The 15787-nt window shown below is 70.9% G+C and carries 19 protein-coding genes and 1 tRNA gene; 5 read left to right on the top strand and 15 right to left on the bottom strand.

Going from position 1 to position 15787, the window contains the following annotated elements; genetic code table 11:
- Positions 1–13: 13 nt before the first annotated feature.
- The 3 genes from ACIF8S_RS05010 to ettA are packed head-to-tail and all read right to left on the bottom strand — an operon-like array spanning position 14 to position 2767.
- Entirely contained in the window at positions 14–679 is a 666-nt protein-coding gene (locus tag ACIF8S_RS05010) for a hypothetical protein (protein ID WP_399997373.1), read from the bottom strand.
- Positions 676–1098 (bottom strand): thioesterase family protein, encoded by a 423-nt coding sequence (locus tag ACIF8S_RS05005; protein ID WP_024887462.1) that lies wholly within the window; start codon positions 1096–1098, stop codon positions 676–678. The genes ACIF8S_RS05010 and ACIF8S_RS05005 overlap by 4 nt, the downstream gene beginning before the upstream one ends.
- Positions 1099–1102: 4 nt before the next feature.
- Positions 1103–2767 (bottom strand): energy-dependent translational throttle protein EttA, encoded by a 1665-nt coding sequence (gene ettA, locus ACIF8S_RS05000; protein WP_349792775.1) that lies wholly within the window; start codon positions 2765–2767, stop codon positions 1103–1105.
- 238 nt (positions 2768–3005) lie between these two features.
- On the opposite strand from ettA, the gene ACIF8S_RS04995 reads away from it, so the two are divergent.
- Complete coding sequence (locus ACIF8S_RS04995; RefSeq protein ID WP_399997371.1) at positions 3006–3515, top strand: HAD domain-containing protein; 510 nt, start codon at positions 3006–3008, stop codon at positions 3513–3515.
- Between the two features lie 18 nt (positions 3516–3533).
- Here the strand turns inward: ACIF8S_RS04995 and ACIF8S_RS04990 are convergent, their stop codons facing one another.
- The 4 genes from ACIF8S_RS04990 to ACIF8S_RS04975 all read right to left on the bottom strand — a co-directional run bounded on the left by ACIF8S_RS04990 (position 3534) and on the right by ACIF8S_RS04975 (position 9501).
- Positions 3534–4958: a Cys-Gln thioester bond-forming surface protein gene (locus tag ACIF8S_RS04990; RefSeq protein ID WP_399997369.1), complete on the bottom strand. Its 1425-nt coding sequence runs from the start codon at positions 4956–4958 to the stop codon at positions 3534–3536.
- 281 nt (positions 4959–5239) lie between these two features.
- Positions 5240–5719 (bottom strand): single-stranded DNA-binding protein, encoded by a 480-nt coding sequence (locus ACIF8S_RS04985; RefSeq protein ID WP_399997367.1) that lies wholly within the window; start codon positions 5717–5719, stop codon positions 5240–5242.
- Positions 5720–6087: 368 nt separating this feature from the next.
- Entirely contained in the window at positions 6088–7887 is a 1800-nt protein-coding gene (locus ACIF8S_RS04980; protein WP_399997365.1) for a GTPase, read from the bottom strand.
- A 3-nt stretch (positions 7888–7890) separates the two neighbouring features.
- Positions 7891–9501 carry a dynamin family protein gene (locus tag ACIF8S_RS04975; protein WP_399997363.1) on the bottom strand — a complete coding sequence of 537 codons (1611 nt, stop codon included), beginning with the start codon at positions 9499–9501 and terminating at the stop codon, positions 7891–7893.
- 321 nt (positions 9502–9822) lie between these two features.
- Here ACIF8S_RS04975 and ACIF8S_RS04970 point away from each other — a divergent pair.
- A tRNA-Arg gene (locus ACIF8S_RS04970) sits at positions 9823–9898 on the top strand.
- A 132-nt stretch (positions 9899–10030) separates the two neighbouring features.
- On the opposite strand, the gene ACIF8S_RS04965 is transcribed toward ACIF8S_RS04970, so the two are convergent.
- From ACIF8S_RS04965 to ACIF8S_RS04955, 3 genes are all read right to left on the bottom strand, one after another.
- Positions 10031–10255 (bottom strand): hypothetical protein, encoded by a 225-nt coding sequence (locus ACIF8S_RS04965; RefSeq protein ID WP_399997361.1) that lies wholly within the window; start codon positions 10253–10255, stop codon positions 10031–10033.
- Complete coding sequence (locus ACIF8S_RS04960; protein WP_399997359.1) at positions 10252–11373, bottom strand: hypothetical protein; 1122 nt, start codon at positions 11371–11373, stop codon at positions 10252–10254. The genes ACIF8S_RS04965 and ACIF8S_RS04960 overlap by 4 nt, the downstream gene beginning before the upstream one ends.
- A gap of 217 nt (positions 11374–11590) precedes the next feature.
- A complete protein-coding gene (locus ACIF8S_RS04955; protein ID WP_399997357.1) occupies positions 11591–11749 on the bottom strand; it encodes a hypothetical protein in 159 nt (52 codons plus the stop codon).
- Positions 11750–11760: 11 nt separating this feature from the next.
- Here ACIF8S_RS04955 and ACIF8S_RS04950 point away from each other — a divergent pair, with 11 nt between their 5' ends.
- On the top strand, positions 11761–12099 hold the full coding sequence (locus ACIF8S_RS04950; protein WP_399997355.1) for a hypothetical protein: 339 nt from the start codon (positions 11761–11763) through the stop codon (positions 12097–12099).
- Positions 12100–12180: 81 nt separating this feature from the next.
- On the top strand, positions 12181–13149 hold the full coding sequence (locus ACIF8S_RS04945) for an alpha/beta fold hydrolase (protein ID WP_399997353.1): 969 nt from the start codon (positions 12181–12183) through the stop codon (positions 13147–13149).
- Positions 13150–13218: 69 nt separating this feature from the next.
- Here the strand turns inward: ACIF8S_RS04945 and ACIF8S_RS04940 are convergent, their stop codons facing one another.
- The 4 genes from ACIF8S_RS04940 to ACIF8S_RS04925 all read right to left on the bottom strand — a co-directional run bounded on the left by ACIF8S_RS04940 (position 13219) and on the right by ACIF8S_RS04925 (position 14752).
- Complete coding sequence (locus tag ACIF8S_RS04940; protein ID WP_349792758.1) at positions 13219–13497, bottom strand: hypothetical protein; 279 nt, start codon at positions 13495–13497, stop codon at positions 13219–13221.
- Positions 13498–13637: 140 nt separating this feature from the next.
- On the bottom strand, positions 13638–13910 hold the full coding sequence (locus ACIF8S_RS04935; RefSeq protein ID WP_349792756.1) for a hypothetical protein: 273 nt from the start codon (positions 13908–13910) through the stop codon (positions 13638–13640).
- Positions 13911–14059: 149 nt separating this feature from the next.
- A complete protein-coding gene (locus ACIF8S_RS04930) occupies positions 14060–14341 on the bottom strand; it encodes a hypothetical protein (RefSeq protein ID WP_399997351.1) in 282 nt (93 codons plus the stop codon).
- Positions 14342–14479: 138 nt separating this feature from the next.
- Positions 14480–14752 (bottom strand): hypothetical protein, encoded by a 273-nt coding sequence (locus ACIF8S_RS04925; RefSeq protein WP_399997349.1) that lies wholly within the window; start codon positions 14750–14752, stop codon positions 14480–14482.
- A gap of 327 nt (positions 14753–15079) precedes the next feature.
- On the opposite strand from ACIF8S_RS04925, the gene ACIF8S_RS04920 reads away from it, so the two are divergent.
- Entirely contained in the window at positions 15080–15319 is a 240-nt protein-coding gene (locus ACIF8S_RS04920; protein WP_399997347.1) for a chaplin, read from the top strand.
- Between the two features lie 162 nt (positions 15320–15481).
- Here ACIF8S_RS04920 and ACIF8S_RS04915 read toward each other — a convergent pair whose 3' ends face one another.
- Entirely contained in the window at positions 15482–15751 is a 270-nt protein-coding gene (locus tag ACIF8S_RS04915; protein ID WP_349792751.1) for a hypothetical protein, read from the bottom strand.
- Positions 15752–15787 lie beyond the last annotated feature (36 nt).

The following is a 15787-nucleotide window of genomic DNA, read 5'->3' as shown; positions in this document are numbered from 1 at the left end:
CCCGGGGGGTGCCTCAGCGGACGCTGATGCCCAGGGGGCCGAGTCCCGCCCGGCGTACGGCGACCGAGCCGTAGGGCGTGCGCAGCCGCAGCCAGGACCCGGAGGAGAACAACGCCTGGTCGTCGCCGCGCAGGAAGCCGAGCGACTGGGCGGCGTGCACCGCACGCACCGGGAGGCCCGTCCCCGCGACCGTGCGGGACCATATCTCCCGCCCGATGCGGTCGAGTTCGGCCCGGGTGCGGTCCTCGGGCGCCAGCTCCTCGGTGCGGGAGCGGAACTCCGCGACCGACGCGGCCACGAGCCGCCTCAGCCGCCCCGGCTCCGGCAGGCCCGGCTCGGCCTGCCAGCCGCCGCGCGGCGGGAGCACCCCGGCCCACGGCGGTCCGGTCACCGCCGCGGGCACGCCGGCCGTGGCGGCGGACTCGTCCACCGTCTCCAGCAGCTCACCCGCGGACACGGTCACGTCCAGCGTGACGTCGAGCCCGTTCTCGTACGGCTTGGCCAGCCGGACCGCGCGGATCGCCAGCACCTCGAACGACGGGGGCCGCCCGAACACGGCGAGCGCCGTACCGGCCGCCTGGAGCCGGACGGCGGCGCCGCGGTCGTAGTGCAGCAGCCGGGACAGGAAGGCCGCGAGATCCGCGGCCTCCCCCTCGTCGGCGAGGTGGAGCACCGTCATGCGGCGACGGCCTCCTCCTTCTCGTCGGCGGCGTCGTCCGTGTACTCCTGGAGGAACTCGCGCTCCTCCGCGGTGAGCCGCCGGGGGCGCTGCGCCTCGAAGTCGAACGGCACGATCACCGTCGACGCGCGGACGTAGACCACGTCGTCGTCCTTCACCTCGTAGGTGAGGGTGAAGGACGCCGCCCTGATCTGCGTGACCCACAGCTCGACGTCCACCGGGTGGTGCCGGTGGACGAGCTGCCGCTTGTAGTCGATCTCGTGGCGCGCCACCACGGACCCCTGCTTGAAGTCCTTCTCCGGGCGGAACAGGAAGTCGATACGGGCCTCCTCCAGGTAGCGGAGGAACACCACGTTGTTGACGTGGCCGTACGCGTCCATGTCCGCCCAGCGCAGCGGGCAGCGGTAGATGTGCCGCAAGAGATCAGCCCCGGGTCAGCTTCTTGTAGGTGGCGCGGTGCGGGCGCGCCGCGTCCGGGCCGAGCCGCTCGATCTTGTTCTTCTCGTAGGACTCGAAGTTGCCCTCGAACCAGAACCACTTGGAGTCGCCCTCGTAGGCCAGGATGTGCGTGGCCACGCGGTCGAGGAACCACCGGTCGTGGGAGACGACCACGGCGCAGCCGGGGAACTCCAGCAGCGCGTTCTCCAGGCTGCCGAGGGTCTCGACGTCGAGGTCGTTGGTCGGCTCGTCGAGGAGCAGCAGGTTGCCGCCCTGCTTGAGGGTGAGCGCGAGGTTGAGGCGGTTGCGCTCACCGCCGGAGAGCACGCCGGCCGGCTTCTGCTGGTCCGGGCCCTTGAAGCCGAACGCGGACACGTACGCGCGGGACGGCATCTCGACCTGGCCGACGTTGATGTAGTCCAGCTCGTCGGAGACGACGGCCCACAGCGTCTTCTTCGGGTCGATGTTCTCGCGGCTCTGGTCGACGTAGCTGATCTTGACGGTCTCGCCGACCCTGATCGAGCCGGAGTCCGGCTCCTCGAAGCCCTGGATCATCTTGAACAGCGTGGTCTTGCCTGCGCCGTTCGGGCCGATGACGCCGACGATGCCGTTGCGCGGGAGCGTGAAGCTCAGGTCGTCGATGAGGAGCTTGTCACCGAAGCCCTTGGTGAGGTTGTTGACCTCCACGACGACGTTGCCCAGACGCGGGCCCGGCGGGATCTGGATCTCCTCGAAGTCCAGCTTCCGCATCTTGTCGGCCTCGGCGGCCATCTCCTCGTAGCGGGCCAGACGCGCCTTGGACTTGGCCTGGCGGCCCTTGGCGTTGGACCGCACCCACTCCAGCTCGTCCTTGAGCCGCTTGGCGCGCTTGGCGTCCTTCTGGCCCTCGACCTTGAGGCGGGTGGCCTTGGTCTCCAGGTACTTGGAGTAGTTGCCCTCGTAGCCGTGCAGCCGGCCGCGGTCGACCTCGCAGATCCACCCGGCGACGTTGTCCAGGAAGTACCGGTCGTGGGTCACGGCCACGACGGTGCCCTCGTACTTGGCGAGGTGCTGCTCCAGCCAGTTCACCGACTCGGCGTCGAGGTGGTTGGTGGGCTCGTCGAGCAGGAGCAGGTCGGGCGCCTCGAGCAGCAGCTTGCACAGCGCCACGCGGCGCTTCTCGCCACCGGACAGGTTCGCCACCGGCCAGTCGCCGGGCGGGCAGCCCAGGGCGTCCATGGCCTGCTCCAGCTGCGCGTCGAGGTCCCAGGCGTTGGCGTGGTCGAGCTGCTCCTGGAGCTTGCCCATCTCGTCCATGAGCTCGTCGGTGTAGTCGGTCGCCATCTGCTCGGCGATCTCGTTGAACCGGTCGAGCTTGCCCTTGACCTCGGCGACACCCTCCTGGACGTTCTCCAGGACGGTCTTGTCCTCGTTCAGCGGCGGCTCCTGCAGCAGGATGCCGACGGTGTAACCGGGAGTGAGGAAGGCGTCACCGTTCGACGGCTGCTCCAGCCCCGCCATGATCTTCAGAACCGTCGACTTACCGGCGCCGTTCGGGCCGACGACGCCGATCTTCGCTCCCGGCAGGAAGCTCAGGGTGACGTCGTCGAGAATCACCTTGTCGCCGTGCGCTTTGCGCGCCTTGCGCATGGTGTAAATGTACTCAGCCAAGAGAAACCGTCCGGCAGCTTGAAATCTGGCAGTGGGCAGATACACCCCATCTTGCCGTACCGCCACCCCTGTGCGGAAACGCGTCGCCCCCGACCCCCCTGACCTGGGGTTTCCCCACCGCACGCATCGCCGCACCCATCACTCTGCGTCACCCCCGGCCGACACGGACACCGCGCACGGCCCGGAACAGGCCCGGAATTCAGCCGCCTCGCCCACGAGGGCGGGCTAGCGTGCTGTTGTGACCCGCCCGGTGGAGTGCCCTCTCCTCTTTCTCGACGTCGACGGCCCCCTGATCCCCTTCGGGTCGACGGCACGGTCCCCGCGTGTCGCAGCTCCCACCCCGGCTCCGGCCGCCGAGGGCAACCCCCTGCTCGGCCGGCTCGACCCCGGCATCGGCGCGCGTCTCCTCGCGCTCGGCTGCTCGCTCGTCTGGGCCACGACCTGGATGGAGGAGGCGAACGAGGTCGTCGCCCCGCTGATCGGTCTGCCCGGGCTGCCCGTCCTGGAGTGGCCGGACACCGGAGAGGCGGCCCCGCGCGGCCTGCACGGGAAGACCCGCGCCCTCGTCGAACGGGCCGGCGGCCGCCCGTTCATCTGGGTCGACGACGAGATCGGCCCGATGGACCGTCAGTGGGTGGCCGCCGGCCTTCCCGGCCCGGCCCTGCTCCACCGGGTCGACCCGGCCAGGGGCCTCGCGGATCCCGACTTCGGCGTACTCGCGGCCTGGCCGGCCACCGTCACCCGGTGAGGCCCTCCGGCGTGTCCGTCAGGCGTCCCCGTCGGAGGCGTTCTGGCGCTGGCGGGTGATGACCAGGGCCGCGCCGCCGAGGACGACCAGGGCTATGGCCGAGCCCGTGATCCACGGGGTGATGCTGGAGGCACCGGTCTGGGCGAGGTTGACGTCGGTGACGGGGCTGGTCACGGGAGGGGCGGTCGGGCCGGACAGGGTCTGCGTCGTGGTGCCCGTCTCGGCGGTCCGCGTGCGGCAGTCGAGCACCCCGGTGAAGCGCTGCTCGAAGCCGTCCGTTCCCACGACGGCGATGTCGTACGGCTGGTCCTCGTTCAGCGGGACCGTCACCGTGTCGGAGGCGCCGGCCTCGACGGTGTACTCCGTGCCCGCCAGCTCGAAGGTGAACGGGGCGTCGCCCCGGTTGGCGACGGTGACGTCCACACCGCCCTTGGCGCAGTTCTCGCGGGCCGAGACCGCCGGTATCGCCCCCTCCCCCGCCCAGGTGGCGGTCGCCGTCGCCGAGACGGTCGACTCGCTGGACCCGGCCAGGATCTGCGTCTGGCTGCGGCTCTCGGAGACGAAGGCACGGCCGACCGGTACCGTCGTCGCCGCCTGCACGGTCACCTCTGTGGTGTCCGCCGCCGCGTCCTCCGGCACCTCCACGTAGAGCTTGCTGCCGTCGGCGGCGGTGGTGACCGGCTCACCCTTGGCGTCCACGATCCGTACGCCGGTGGTCGCGGTGTAGGCCGGCGGGGAGACCGTCACGGTCTGCGCGTCCGTGCGGACCGTCACCGGACCGAGCCGCTCGCCCGGGCGTCCGGCGACGGCCGGCGGGTCCAGGGTCAGCGACGGCTTGGGTTCCGCCTTGTCGCGTGCCTTCTTCTCCAGGTAGTCGGCGAGCTGCTCGGCCTGCGGGTCGAGCGCCTCGACCTTCACGTCGTCGGAGTGGCGCCATATCGCCACCTGGGTGCCGGCCGCCGCGTCCTGTTCCGTCAGCTGGCCTTGGACACCGGCCTTCTTCGCGAGCGCCGCCAGGTCGTTCACCTGCGGGTAGGAGTGCTGCAGGATCCAGAGGATCCGGCCGGCGTTCTTGTTGGTGCCGAGCGAGGTGCCGCTCCAGGCGGTCTCGTGGTACTTGGCTTCCTGCTGGGTGGGCGTGTGGATGTCGACGCAGTACGTCTGCAGCATGCCGCCGCCCTCGACGGACATCTCGAACAGTCCCGCCGAGACCTGCGTGTTGCCGGCGGGTCCGTGTATGACGGCCGTGCCGTAGGTCTTCAGTCCGTCGATGGTCGCGACCGCTCCACCGCGCTGCGGTGTCGTCCCGTCGCCACCGTCGGCGGTCGCCGTCCCCGCACCGGCCAGCACGGTGGTGGCGACGATTCCGGTCACCAGCGTCCCCGCGGCGAGGCGGGCCGACCCACGTCCGCGCAGGAACCGCGCGGCGAACGAAACAGACACCGAATTCCCTTCCGAGCAGGACCCGTTGATGTGGGGGGGGCGGTCCCACCAGCAGAATCTCCGGCCCCGAGAACCCCCGGAGCCATGCCCGGCATCCTAAGGAGCGGGCGGACAGCGCTTGCCGGTGATCGCGTCGGAGCGGTGATCCGAATCGGAATCGTTATCGCCGGAGCGCCGCTGAACAGGGCTTATCGACAAATCCACCGGGGACTTACGGCGCGCATCTGCCGATAAGCCTCGCTTCGGTCAGCCGCGGGGCCGGAGCCCAACGAGTCCTGATGTCACGTCACGGCGCCGACCGGGGACGTGAGTTGTGTTGCCTCCGCCCCCGTCGGCGGCGACGGTGACGCCTCCGTCTCCCAGTTGGGTTCCGAGCGGTCCGGAGCCGGATTCAGCTCGGGGCGGGATGTGCGGCGGAAGGCCGTGGTGCCGCGGGTGAGGTCGTGGCCGATGGACACCGCGTCGATGTCCGCCGACATCCAGCCGGGCTGCCCGTCCCGCGTCTCCGTACGCACCTTCAGCCGGCCCTGCACGATCACCGGTTCCCCCACCGACAGGGACGCCGCGGCGTTGGTGGCGAGCTGGCGGTTGGCCCACACCGTGAAGAAGTTGGTGTGTCCGTCCGCCCAGGCCGATTTCTCGCGGTCCCAGTACCGCGCGGTCACCGCGACCCGGAACCTCGCCCCCGGACCGGACGCCGTCTCCCGGTAGACCGGGCGCGTCGCCACGTTGCCCACCACGCACACCATCGTCTCGTTCATCGCGCTTCCCTCCCTCGCCCGGCCCTCGCCGGCTGTCGCACCGGCGCCGGGCGGACACGCGTACGGGCCCTTCCCGTACGGCTGCCGTCTGGCGCGGTGACCGCGGACCGCCTGTGCGATCGGCTCGTGACCAGGGTCACGATCGCGGTCACCACGCAGCCAGACTGCCTCCGCCGGGCCGGGCCCGCAGAACGCTGTGGACCACCCCCAGCCTGTGGACAACCCCGCCACCCGAACGAGTGGCCGCCCTCAGCCTCAAGGCCTCGAGACACCCCCCGCGCCCGCCGCCCGCCGCCCAGCAACAAAAAACCGGCCCCCTCCGCCGAACCACACCGGAGAGGACCGGTCCACCACCACCCCCACCCGTCTCAGCGCCCCCCGCTCCCCGCCCCCACCCCCGCCACACGCCCGTACTGCTCCCGCACTTCCCGGTACCGCAGCAGTTCCGACGCCACCGGGTCCAGGACGCGGGCCCGCCCGCACCCCGACGCGGCCTCCCGCAGCCGTCTCTCCGCCTCCAGCCCGTACCGCCGCGCCGGTCCCCGGGCCGCCATACGGCAGCTCCACTCGACGAGCGGCCCGCCCACGATGCCGATCACCATCAGCAGCACCGGCACGCCCAGGTTCGGCGCCATGACCCCGACGATCTGCCCGACCAGCCACAGCCCGCCCACGAACTGCAGGATCGTCATGGCCGCCTGGCCCAGCACGGCCACCGGCCACCACCCCGGCCGGGGCGGCCGCCCCGGCGGCAGTCCCGCCCGTACGGCCAGCTCGTCGAGCGCTTCCGGCAGCCCCTGCGAGCCGCGCACCGCCGCCTCCCGCACCGCCTGCGCCCACGGCGCCGGCAGCCCGGCCGAGGCCCGGTCGGCGACCGTGCGGACCGCCTGCTCCACCCGCTGCCGGGCGGTGACCTCCTCGTCGGGCTGCCCGGCCAGGGCGACCCTGCCGGTGGTCGGCTCGCGCCGCGCCTGGCACCAGCGCCACAGCCGCAGCCAGGGCGTCCCGCAGGCCCGGTTGGCGTTGCGCAGCCAGGCGCGTTCGGCCGCCTCGCCCGCCGCGGTGGCGCCCACGGCGTCCGCGAGCCGGTCCGAGAACTCCTCCCGCGCCTCCTCGCTCAGCCCGGTGCGCCGGCGGGTGGCGTAGGCGGGCCACAGGCGGGCGGCGGCGATGTCGACGTCCGCGGAGATCCGGCGGGCGGGCGCCCCCCGCTCGGCCACGAACCGGGCGAGCGACTCGCGCAGGTCGCCCACCCCGTCCCCGGTGAGCGCCGACAGGGCGAGCACGGCCGTACCGGGTTCGCCGTACTCGCCGAGCACGATGCCGTCCTCGTCGAGGAGGCGCCGCAGGTCGTCCAGGACCTGTTCGGCGGCGTCGCCGGGCAGCCGGTCGACCTGGTTGAGGACGACGAACATGACCTCCGCGTGGGCCGCCATGGGCCGCAGGTAGCGCTCGTGCAGCATGGCGTCGGCGTACTTCTCCGGGTCGACGACCCAGATCACCGCGTCGACCAGCCCCAGCACGCGGTCCACCTGCTCGCGGTGCTGCACCGCCGCCGAGTCGTGGTCGGGCAGGTCGACCAGGACCAGCCCGCGCAGCCGCTCGTCGGCCTCCGTCATGGCCTGGAGAGGGCGGCGGCGCAGCCGGGGCGGGATGCCGAGGCGCTCGATGAGGCCCGCGGCGCCGTCGCTCCAGCTGCACGCGATGGGGGCGGCGGTGGTGGGCCGCCGTACGCCCGTTTCGGAGATCGGCACGCCGGCGAGCGCGTTGAACAGCTGCGACTTGCCGCTGCCGGTGGCGCCCGCGATGGCGACCACGGTGTGCTGTCCGGAGAGCCGGCGCCGTGCGGCGGCCTCGTCGAGCACCCGCCCCGCCTGGGCGAGGGTCCGGTTGTCGAGCCGGGTGCGGGAGAGCCCGACCAGCTCGCGCATCGCGTCCAGCCGCGACGCCAGCCGCGGGTCGTACGACAGCGGGGTCACCTTCTGCGGCGTGGAGGCGCGGGGTTCGGCCACCACCTGCGGCTCCTCCCGCACCGGGTCCGCCGCGGTGCCGTTCACCCGGCGCGCGATCAGCCCGTCGTCCCAGGCGCCGGCCGTGTCCTCGCGGGACCGGTCCTCGGTGTCACGATCGGGGTGCTCGGTGTGGTCCTGGTCAGTGACGGCGGTCACCGGTCACCTCTCCTTCTGCAGTACCGACAACGCGGCGATGAGTTCGGGCTGGGGTTCCGCGTGCACCTCGAGCGTGTCGATCGGGGCGAGGCGGCGTTCGCGTTCGGCGTGCATGATCCGGTCGACGTGGGCGACGAGCAGCCGTCCGCCGCGGTCCCGCAGCCGCAGCGCGCCGTGGGCGCCGATCCGCTCGGCGAGGCCCTCCCCGGCGGTTCTCGCCCGGCGGCCGCCCAGCAGGACGGTGGCGACGAGGGCGGTGACCGTCTCGGGGTCGGGCGCGGTACCGCGCTCCAGCTCGCGCACCTCCTCCTCGGCGAACTCCTCCAGCTCGCGCCGCCAGCGCCGTACGGCGAGGCCGATGCGGTGCTCGACGCTCTCCGGGACGCCCTCGCGGGCGGCGAGCTCGGGGGCGTCGGCGGCGGGCTCGCGCCGCCAGGCCTCGTCGACGCGTTCGTCGGCGGCGGCGACGGCGCACAGCAGGAGCGCGCTGAGGCTCTCCACGAGCGTGTCGAGGAGCTCTCCCGGAGTGCAGTCGAGGGGGAAGGCGCGCCACCGCTTGAGTGCGTCCCCGGCGAGCACGGCCCCCGCCTGCAGCCGTCCCCGCACCCGCGAGTGCTCGCTGTCGTACGCGGTCTCCACGGCGGAGGTGAGCCGCAGCGCCGCCGCGTACTGGGCGGCGGCGGCACCGGCCAGCTCGGGCAGGCGGGAGTTGAGGGAGTCGAGGACGCCGTAGGCGGTGCGGGCCATGACGTGCTGCCGGGCGGCCGGGTCCAGCGTCTGGTGGACGAGCCAGGTGCGCAGCGCGGCCACGGCGGTGGCGGGCAGCAGTCCGCCGCCGAACGCGGACTCGGGCAGCTCGGGCACGGTGAAGCGGGGGACGTCGCCGAGACCGGCCTTGGTGAGCAGGGCGCCGTACTGCCGTGACACCTCGGAGACCACCTGGTGCGGCACCCGGTCCAGCACGGTCACCAGGCTGACGTCGTACTCCTTGGCGGTGCGCAGCATGTGCCAGGGCACGGCGTCGGCGTAGCGGGCGGCGGTGGTGACCATGATCCAGATGTCGGCCGCGTTGATGAGTTCGGCGGCGAGGACCCGGTTGTCGGAGACCAGGGAGTCGATGTCGGGCGCGTCGAGGAGGGCGAGGCCGGGGGGCAGGGTGTCGGTGGCTTCCACCCGCAGGACGCGCGCGGGGTCCTCGCCGGGCAGCAGCAGGTCGTCGGCCGGGTCCTGGTGGTGGGGCACCCATACGCGGGTGAGGTCGGGCAGCACCCTCATCCCGCTGAACCAGTGGTGGTCCTCCGGATGGCAGACGAGCACCGGCGTGCGGGTCGTCGGCCGCAGCACGCCCGCCTCGCTGACACGCCGGCCCACGAGCGAGTTCACCAGGGTGGACTTACCGGCTCCGGTGGACCCGCCGACGACGGCCAGCAGGGGCGCGCCTGGGTCTTTGAGCCGCGGCACCAGGTAGTCGTCGAGCTGGGCGAGCAGTTCGTCGCGGTTGGCACGCGCGCGGGCGGCCCCCGCCAGGGGCAGCGGGAAGCGTGCGGAGGCGACACGGTCGCGCAGGGCGGAAAGTGCGTCGAGCAGCTGAGGCCGTACGTCCAAGGTCACCACATGCGAAGAATGCCCAATTTTAGGGGAATTCTGAAGCATATGAGCATGTCTGCGTGCCGACAGGACACAAGCGGATGGAAGGGGCGACTGAGACGCGGGCACAGCCGAGGCATAACGAGTGCACAACACCCGATGCTCCAGAGGCCAAAAGCAGTGCACGATTCGTACCTGCCTGCGATTATCAGGACCGCTTCACCGAACCTCCACATCGAGCCACGGAGGCGAGGCGACAGGGACAAGGATGCGGGAGCCCTATCCTTGTCTCCGGCAACGTCAAGGACAGGCCCCACCAGGGCACCACGACGACAGGCCACCACACCGGCCCCCGTAGCTCAGTGGATAGAGCAGGCGCCTTCTAAGCGCTTGGCCGCAGGTTCGAGTCCTGCCGGGGGCGCCACCCGCCACCAGCAAGAACGCCCCAGAGGGGATCTCCCCTCCAGGGCGTTTCGTGGTTCTGGCAGCAATACCGACGGCAACGGCCCCGTCACCCGACGACCGGCACGCCCCGGAGGCGCGTCGGGCGGCAGGGTCATCGTCGACGCCACGGTCTGCGACGCGGTTCTTCGAGCCATGCCGGGGTCCGGGGGCGGGAGGCCTTCTGCCAACTGCCCCAGGCGCACGACGAGAACATGGCAGTGGCGCCCAGGTGACGGATGACGGTCGAGGCGTCCTGCCCCTGCACGGCGTTGAGCAGGCCGCCGACGGCACAGAGGGCGAAGAACAGGGTGAGGAAGGACCAGATCACGATCTTCATGCGGGGGACCAGTAACCAGCCCTCGCCGACCCCGGGGTGGAGGGGTCGTCCTGGGCGTGCACGGCGTCGCGGAGGACTTCGCCTCCTGGAGCCCGGGCACGGAGTCCCAGTTCGCCGAGTGGCTGTGCCGACGGCTCGGCCGCCACAGCTCCCCGGGATGGGCCGCCCAGATCGAGCGCGAAGCGGAAGCCGCCGGTGTACCGGCGATCGAGCTGTTCTTCAGCCTCTTCGACGAGTACCGGGCCCCGACACCGACCCAGCAGAAGGACCAGCGGAAGTGGAACAGGACGCCCCTCCGCGGGCCGAGATCGTGCCGGAGCAGGGGGCATGACCGGGAGCCGTCGCCCCGCCGTGTAGCGGTGGCCGGGCCAGTGCGGATCCGTCCAGCGGGCCTCGCCGGTGAGTCCGAGCAGCCGTATCCGGTGCTGCAGATCGGCCGGCGCACCCGACTCGCGCAGCCGCACCGTGGCGTGGCCGAGGAGCCAGGTGACCAGTTCGGCGCGCATCTTCTCCTCGTCGAGCTCGTACCAGTGGACGTCCCACGGCATGTTGTCGCCCAGGAGCTCGTACTCCCACGCGGCGGCCGTCTCCGTGAGACGCAGGTCGCTGAGGCTGCCGGTCTGCTTCTCCCAGTCGGCGAGCCAGGGGCGGAACGATCCGGAGGCCTCGGCACACGCGGCGAGGACCTCGTGCGCCGGGACGGCGGCGTCCGGATCGGTGAGGCTCTGCGCCCACCAGGCATGCAGGAACTCCCGTACCGGGCCGGCGTGCTCGTCGGGCCACTGCTGCCAGCGCCCTCGGGCGAAGGAGGATCCGGCCTCTTCCAGTCCGAAGAGGGGATCCGCCTGACCGGCGACCAGGGCCCTGGCGAACTGCGGCAGGATGCGGCGCAGTACGGCCGCGTGATCGAACCAGTCGACGGCCTGCCAGGCCCGGTTCAGGAGGTCCGGCTCCAGTTCCACGTCCGGCGTCTTCAGGAGGGCCAGCTCCTCCGCACTTCCCCAGTGGCAATCGCAGTTGTACTCGTCCGGGTGCGCGGTCATGCCGCGGAAGGTGCTGGAGAGATTGTCCAGGGCGGCGCTGAGGCGGCGGCGTGCGGGATGGTCCGCGAGATGCATGCTGCACCCGGCTTCCAGGGACTCCGTACGGCTTCCGCCGGCCGAAGATCGCCACTTTACGCGGTGAGGCGGTGGCCCCGGACCACCGCGGGACGCCGCCGCAGCGCGGTGATCAAATCGTCGCCGGTCCGACCGCCACCACCAACTCGGCTTCCCTGCCCCACAGTCAGCCGCTGAAGACAGCGGGCGCGCCCGTAGGGCGTGAAGGGGAGGGGCTTCAGGGGATGAGAAGGACGACAGGGAGCGCGCTGGTGGCCGGTGGGGCCGCCATCGCGTTCACGGCGGTGTCCGCGGTGCCGGCCGGGGCGGCGGAGGGCGGGGTCTCCTTCAGCCGGGTCACGGTGAACGGCGGGAAGCCGATCGTGATCGGGACCAAGGGGGGGCGTCGTGCACGCGACCTACCGGATGACGACCAAGCTCAGGTACGACCCGGGAGTGGTCGTGTTCCCCTACCGCGGCGGGCTCGAGTCGGGCGACCACCTGTGGCACGCCGTCGACAGCAGCAACTGCAAGGTGGTGGACAGGGCGCAGGGCATCTGCGACTTCGAGGAGCGGCTGTACATCGACCCGCGCGGCGCCAAGGCGTTCACCACGCGAGCGCCCCGGACGACCCCGTTCGCCGGGGCGCTCAACGGTGTGTGCGCTCCTCCAGCAGGGCGCATTTCGCCGTACGGGCCCGCGTGGGCACCCTTACCGAGCAGGGCAATTTTCCGGGATCGCCCATAATTGAGTGATTACGTCCGAATGGTGCGTTTCCTGGTAATGATGGAACGGTTCGCCATCGTTCCGCCTTTCCCGGAGTCGCTCATGCGCACTGCCGTCATCGCCGCCCAGGCCCCACCTCGCGCGGAGGGATCCCGGCCCGTCCCCCGAGCGCCCGAGCCGGCGGAGGAGCGCGACCTCGTCTTCGCCGGATTCCGGTACACCTGCCGGATCGTCCGTCAGAACGCGCCCGCGACCGCGCCGCTGCTGCTCCTGGGCGGGTCCTCACAGAACCGGTACTCCTGGCAGGGCCACGAGAAGTGGCTCGCACCGCTGTGCACGCTCGTCACCGTGGACCTCCCCGGCTACGGCAGCTCGGACTTCCTGCCGGCCGGGTACGGCATCGACTTCCTCGCCGACGCGGTCCGGCACATGCTCGTGGAGCTGGACATGCCGCAGGTGAACCTCTTCGGCGGCTGCTTCGGCGAGGTCGTCGGACTGCGCTTCGCCCAGCGCCACCCCGCGCACGTCCGGCGCATCCTCTTCGGGGGCGCGGCGAACCGCCTTCCCGAGCTGTACGAGGAGGCCGTGCCGCGGCTGCGGCGGGCGCTGGAGCGGGGCGCGAACGAGGAGGCCGCCGACGGGCTGGTGCGGCTGTTCATGTCGAACCCGGAGGCGGGGAAGGTCCGCCGGCACGCGGCGGTGGCGCGGCTGCTGCAGCAGCAGTTCGTCAGCCAGACCCCCGACGACATCAGGAAGGCCGTCGAGCACAACACCCGCCTGGTGACGCACGGGTGCTACGAGCCGCTGCCGGTGCCGCGGGTGCCGACGCTGGTGTTCACCGGGGAGTACGACACCCTGTGCACCCCGGACATGGGGCGGGAGCTCGCCGCGACGATGCCCGGGGCGGTGTTCACCACCGTCAAGGAGGCGGACCACCTGGTCACGGTGGAGCGCCGGGAGGAGTCCGCGGACCTGATCGCCCGCTTCTGCACCGACCGCTCGATCGACGGCCTGCCGTACTGCGGCCCGCTGGAGTCGCCGTGCGCCGCTTCCGCCGCCGCGCGGACCTGACGACGCCACGAGGAAGGGCCGGGATCCGAAGTTCGGATCCCGGCCCTTCCTCGTGGCCGCGTGAAGGCTTCAGGACTTCTCGCCGGGAACGGCCAGGCTCGACACACAGGACATCGAGCCGTTCGACCCGGTGCAGTTCTGCGTCGTCTCGTTGACGATGCGGACGTTGCCGTACTGGTCGTGCGTGACCCGGTACTCCTCCTGCGTGCAGCGCACGTTGCCCTTGCCGTCGTCGGCGCACATGGCGCTGTTCTCGACACTCACGGCCTGCACGGCGCCGGCGCCGATCAGAGCGAAGCTTCCGAGAATTCCGGCGGCCACGGCCACAATCTTCTTCACGGTGATCATTTACCCTTAATCCTCATGGTCGGCCCCGCGGAAAGCGGGGCCATTCATTACGTCGGAGCCGTTCACCGCCTCCGAACAGGGCAGGTCTGGGGCGGACGCGTGGGTCCGGCACCCAGACCTGCCCGGTCACCAGGTGGTACTCAGTCCTCGGCGCCCAGCGCGAGCCCGTTGGTGCAGGACACCGACTCGGTCTCCTTGTCCTCGACGCTGTTGAAGCCGAGGATCGACAGGGCCAGGTTCACGTCGGAGATGTTGATGAGACCCTGGGTGGTGTTCGACTGCGAGCAGGCGTTGGTCTGCTTGTTGTTGAGTTCAGCGCTCGGCTCGTCGCCGGCGTGGCTGACGCCCGCGCCAAGGAAGCTGACGCTGCCGAGCATGGCCATCACGACGGCGGCCTTCTGGTACTTGCGCATTACCTCTCCATTTCTCGTGCTGACTCGGTTCACGAATGAACCGGTCGCTTACAGTCGCCAACATTAGGCAACTTTTTGCGCCAATCAGCGGGAGAAACGCCGCTTCTCGCAATTCCCCGAGAAAGGGCACGTGCGGCGCAATGACATATTTATCGGATCGGCTTAGTAACGGCCGACGTCTCGCAGGAGATTTCGCCGGCCCCCGCGGAACAGGCGGGCTTCGATCCCTTGACGGTGTGGTGGACCGTGCCGTCGCGGTCGATGGTCAGCCGCTCCTCGCTCATCTGCACGCAGCTGACTCCGCCCCGTCCGTCGGACGCGCAGCCGTTCGGGTCCTCGGCCCCGGAGGCCGGGCCGGCGACGGCGCCGAGCAGCGCCAGTCCTCCGAGCACACCCGCGAGCACGGACGCGACATTCCTCGACTTGCTCATGTTCCTTCTCCCCACATCGCCCGGCCCGGGACCGACGCCCGGTGTGCCGAGAGGTTGAAATGGTCGTGAAGCCGGACAGGCCCGAGGCCCGGACGCGTACGTCCGGGCCTCGGGACCTGTTCGATCATCGAGAGATGATCACTTGCCACCCAGCGCGAGGCCGTTGGCGCAGCTGACACCGACGTTGGTCTCGTCCTCGATGCCGTTGCCGGCCAGGAGGGCGGCGATCGGCAGGTTGACGTCAGCGACGTTGATCAGCCCCTGGACCGTGTTCGACTGCGTGCAGGCGTTGCCCTGCTTGTTGTTCAGCTCGAACTCCGGGCCCTCGCCCGCGAAGCTGGCGCCGGCGCCAAGGAAGCTGACGCTGCCGAGCATGGCCATCACGACGGCGGCCTTCTGGTACGTGCGCATTACTTCTCCGTTTCTCACATGGACACAGCCCGCTACGGACCGGTCACTGACAGTCGCTAACGTAAGCGACCCCCGCGTCTTTTGACAGCCGAAACGCCCAAATGCGTACATTTCTTGTGAAGGTGCAGGTCAGAGCCGTGTCGGCGATACATCAGACGGCGGTACGGGAGTGGCACTCCAGCGGAACGGATCGCCCTTCACCTCACAACACGGACCAAAGAGTGATCCCGGACAATCAACCGTTACCCGGACCGGTGTCGGCGCGTTGAGCGGGGAGTGCGGCCGTTCTTCATGTGCCGCGCTTACCAGACCAGTAAGGAGAACGTGATGTCTCGCATCGCGAAGGCGGCCACCCTGGCTCTCGGCACGGGCGCCGTTGTGTTCAGCGGCGCCGGAATGGCCTCGGCTCACTCCGGCGCCGATGGTGCGGCCGTCCACTCGCCCGGCGTCGCTTCGGGCAATGTGATCCAGGCTCCGATCCACATCCCCGTCAACGTGTGCGGGAACACCGTGGACATTGTCGGCGTCCTGAACCCCGCTTTCGGCAACTACTGCGTGAACAAGTAGCAGCACAGCGGTCTACGGACGTCCGTCGTAGCACCAAGGAGCCCCGGAGGCCTCGCCTTCCGGGGCTCCTTCGCGCGCGCTCGCCGTCATCAACACACCAGACACGGAAAGCATCAGGCCCCCGGTGGATCACCGGGGGCCTGATGCCGCTGGGCGGAGGGGTCAGGCGTGCAGTCCCACGTCACCGCGCACCGGCTTGGCCTCGTTGACCACGGCCGCCGCTTCCTTCGTGGTGCCGAGCAGCGAGCTCTGGTCGGTGTCGACGAGCGAGTCCGACTCGTGCAGCGGCATCAGCTCGAAGGGAACCGCGGTGCGCAGGCCCGTGTCGAGGCCGGTGGACGCCAGGTCGGTGGAGTCCGCGTACGCGGGCGCCGCGGCACCGGCGGCGATCAGGGACCCGGCAAGGACGGCGGCAGCCTTCAGGGACTTCATCGTGTTCCTTTCTTCGGCAACGCAAGTCGCCGGAGT

Source organism: Streptomyces sp. NPDC085937 (genome assembly GCF_044540535.1).
Lineage (GTDB): Bacteria > Actinomycetota > Actinomycetes > Streptomycetales > Streptomycetaceae > Streptomyces.
The sequence above is the reverse complement of the archived record's forward strand: the minus strand, read 5'-3'. Positions and strand labels throughout refer to the sequence as shown.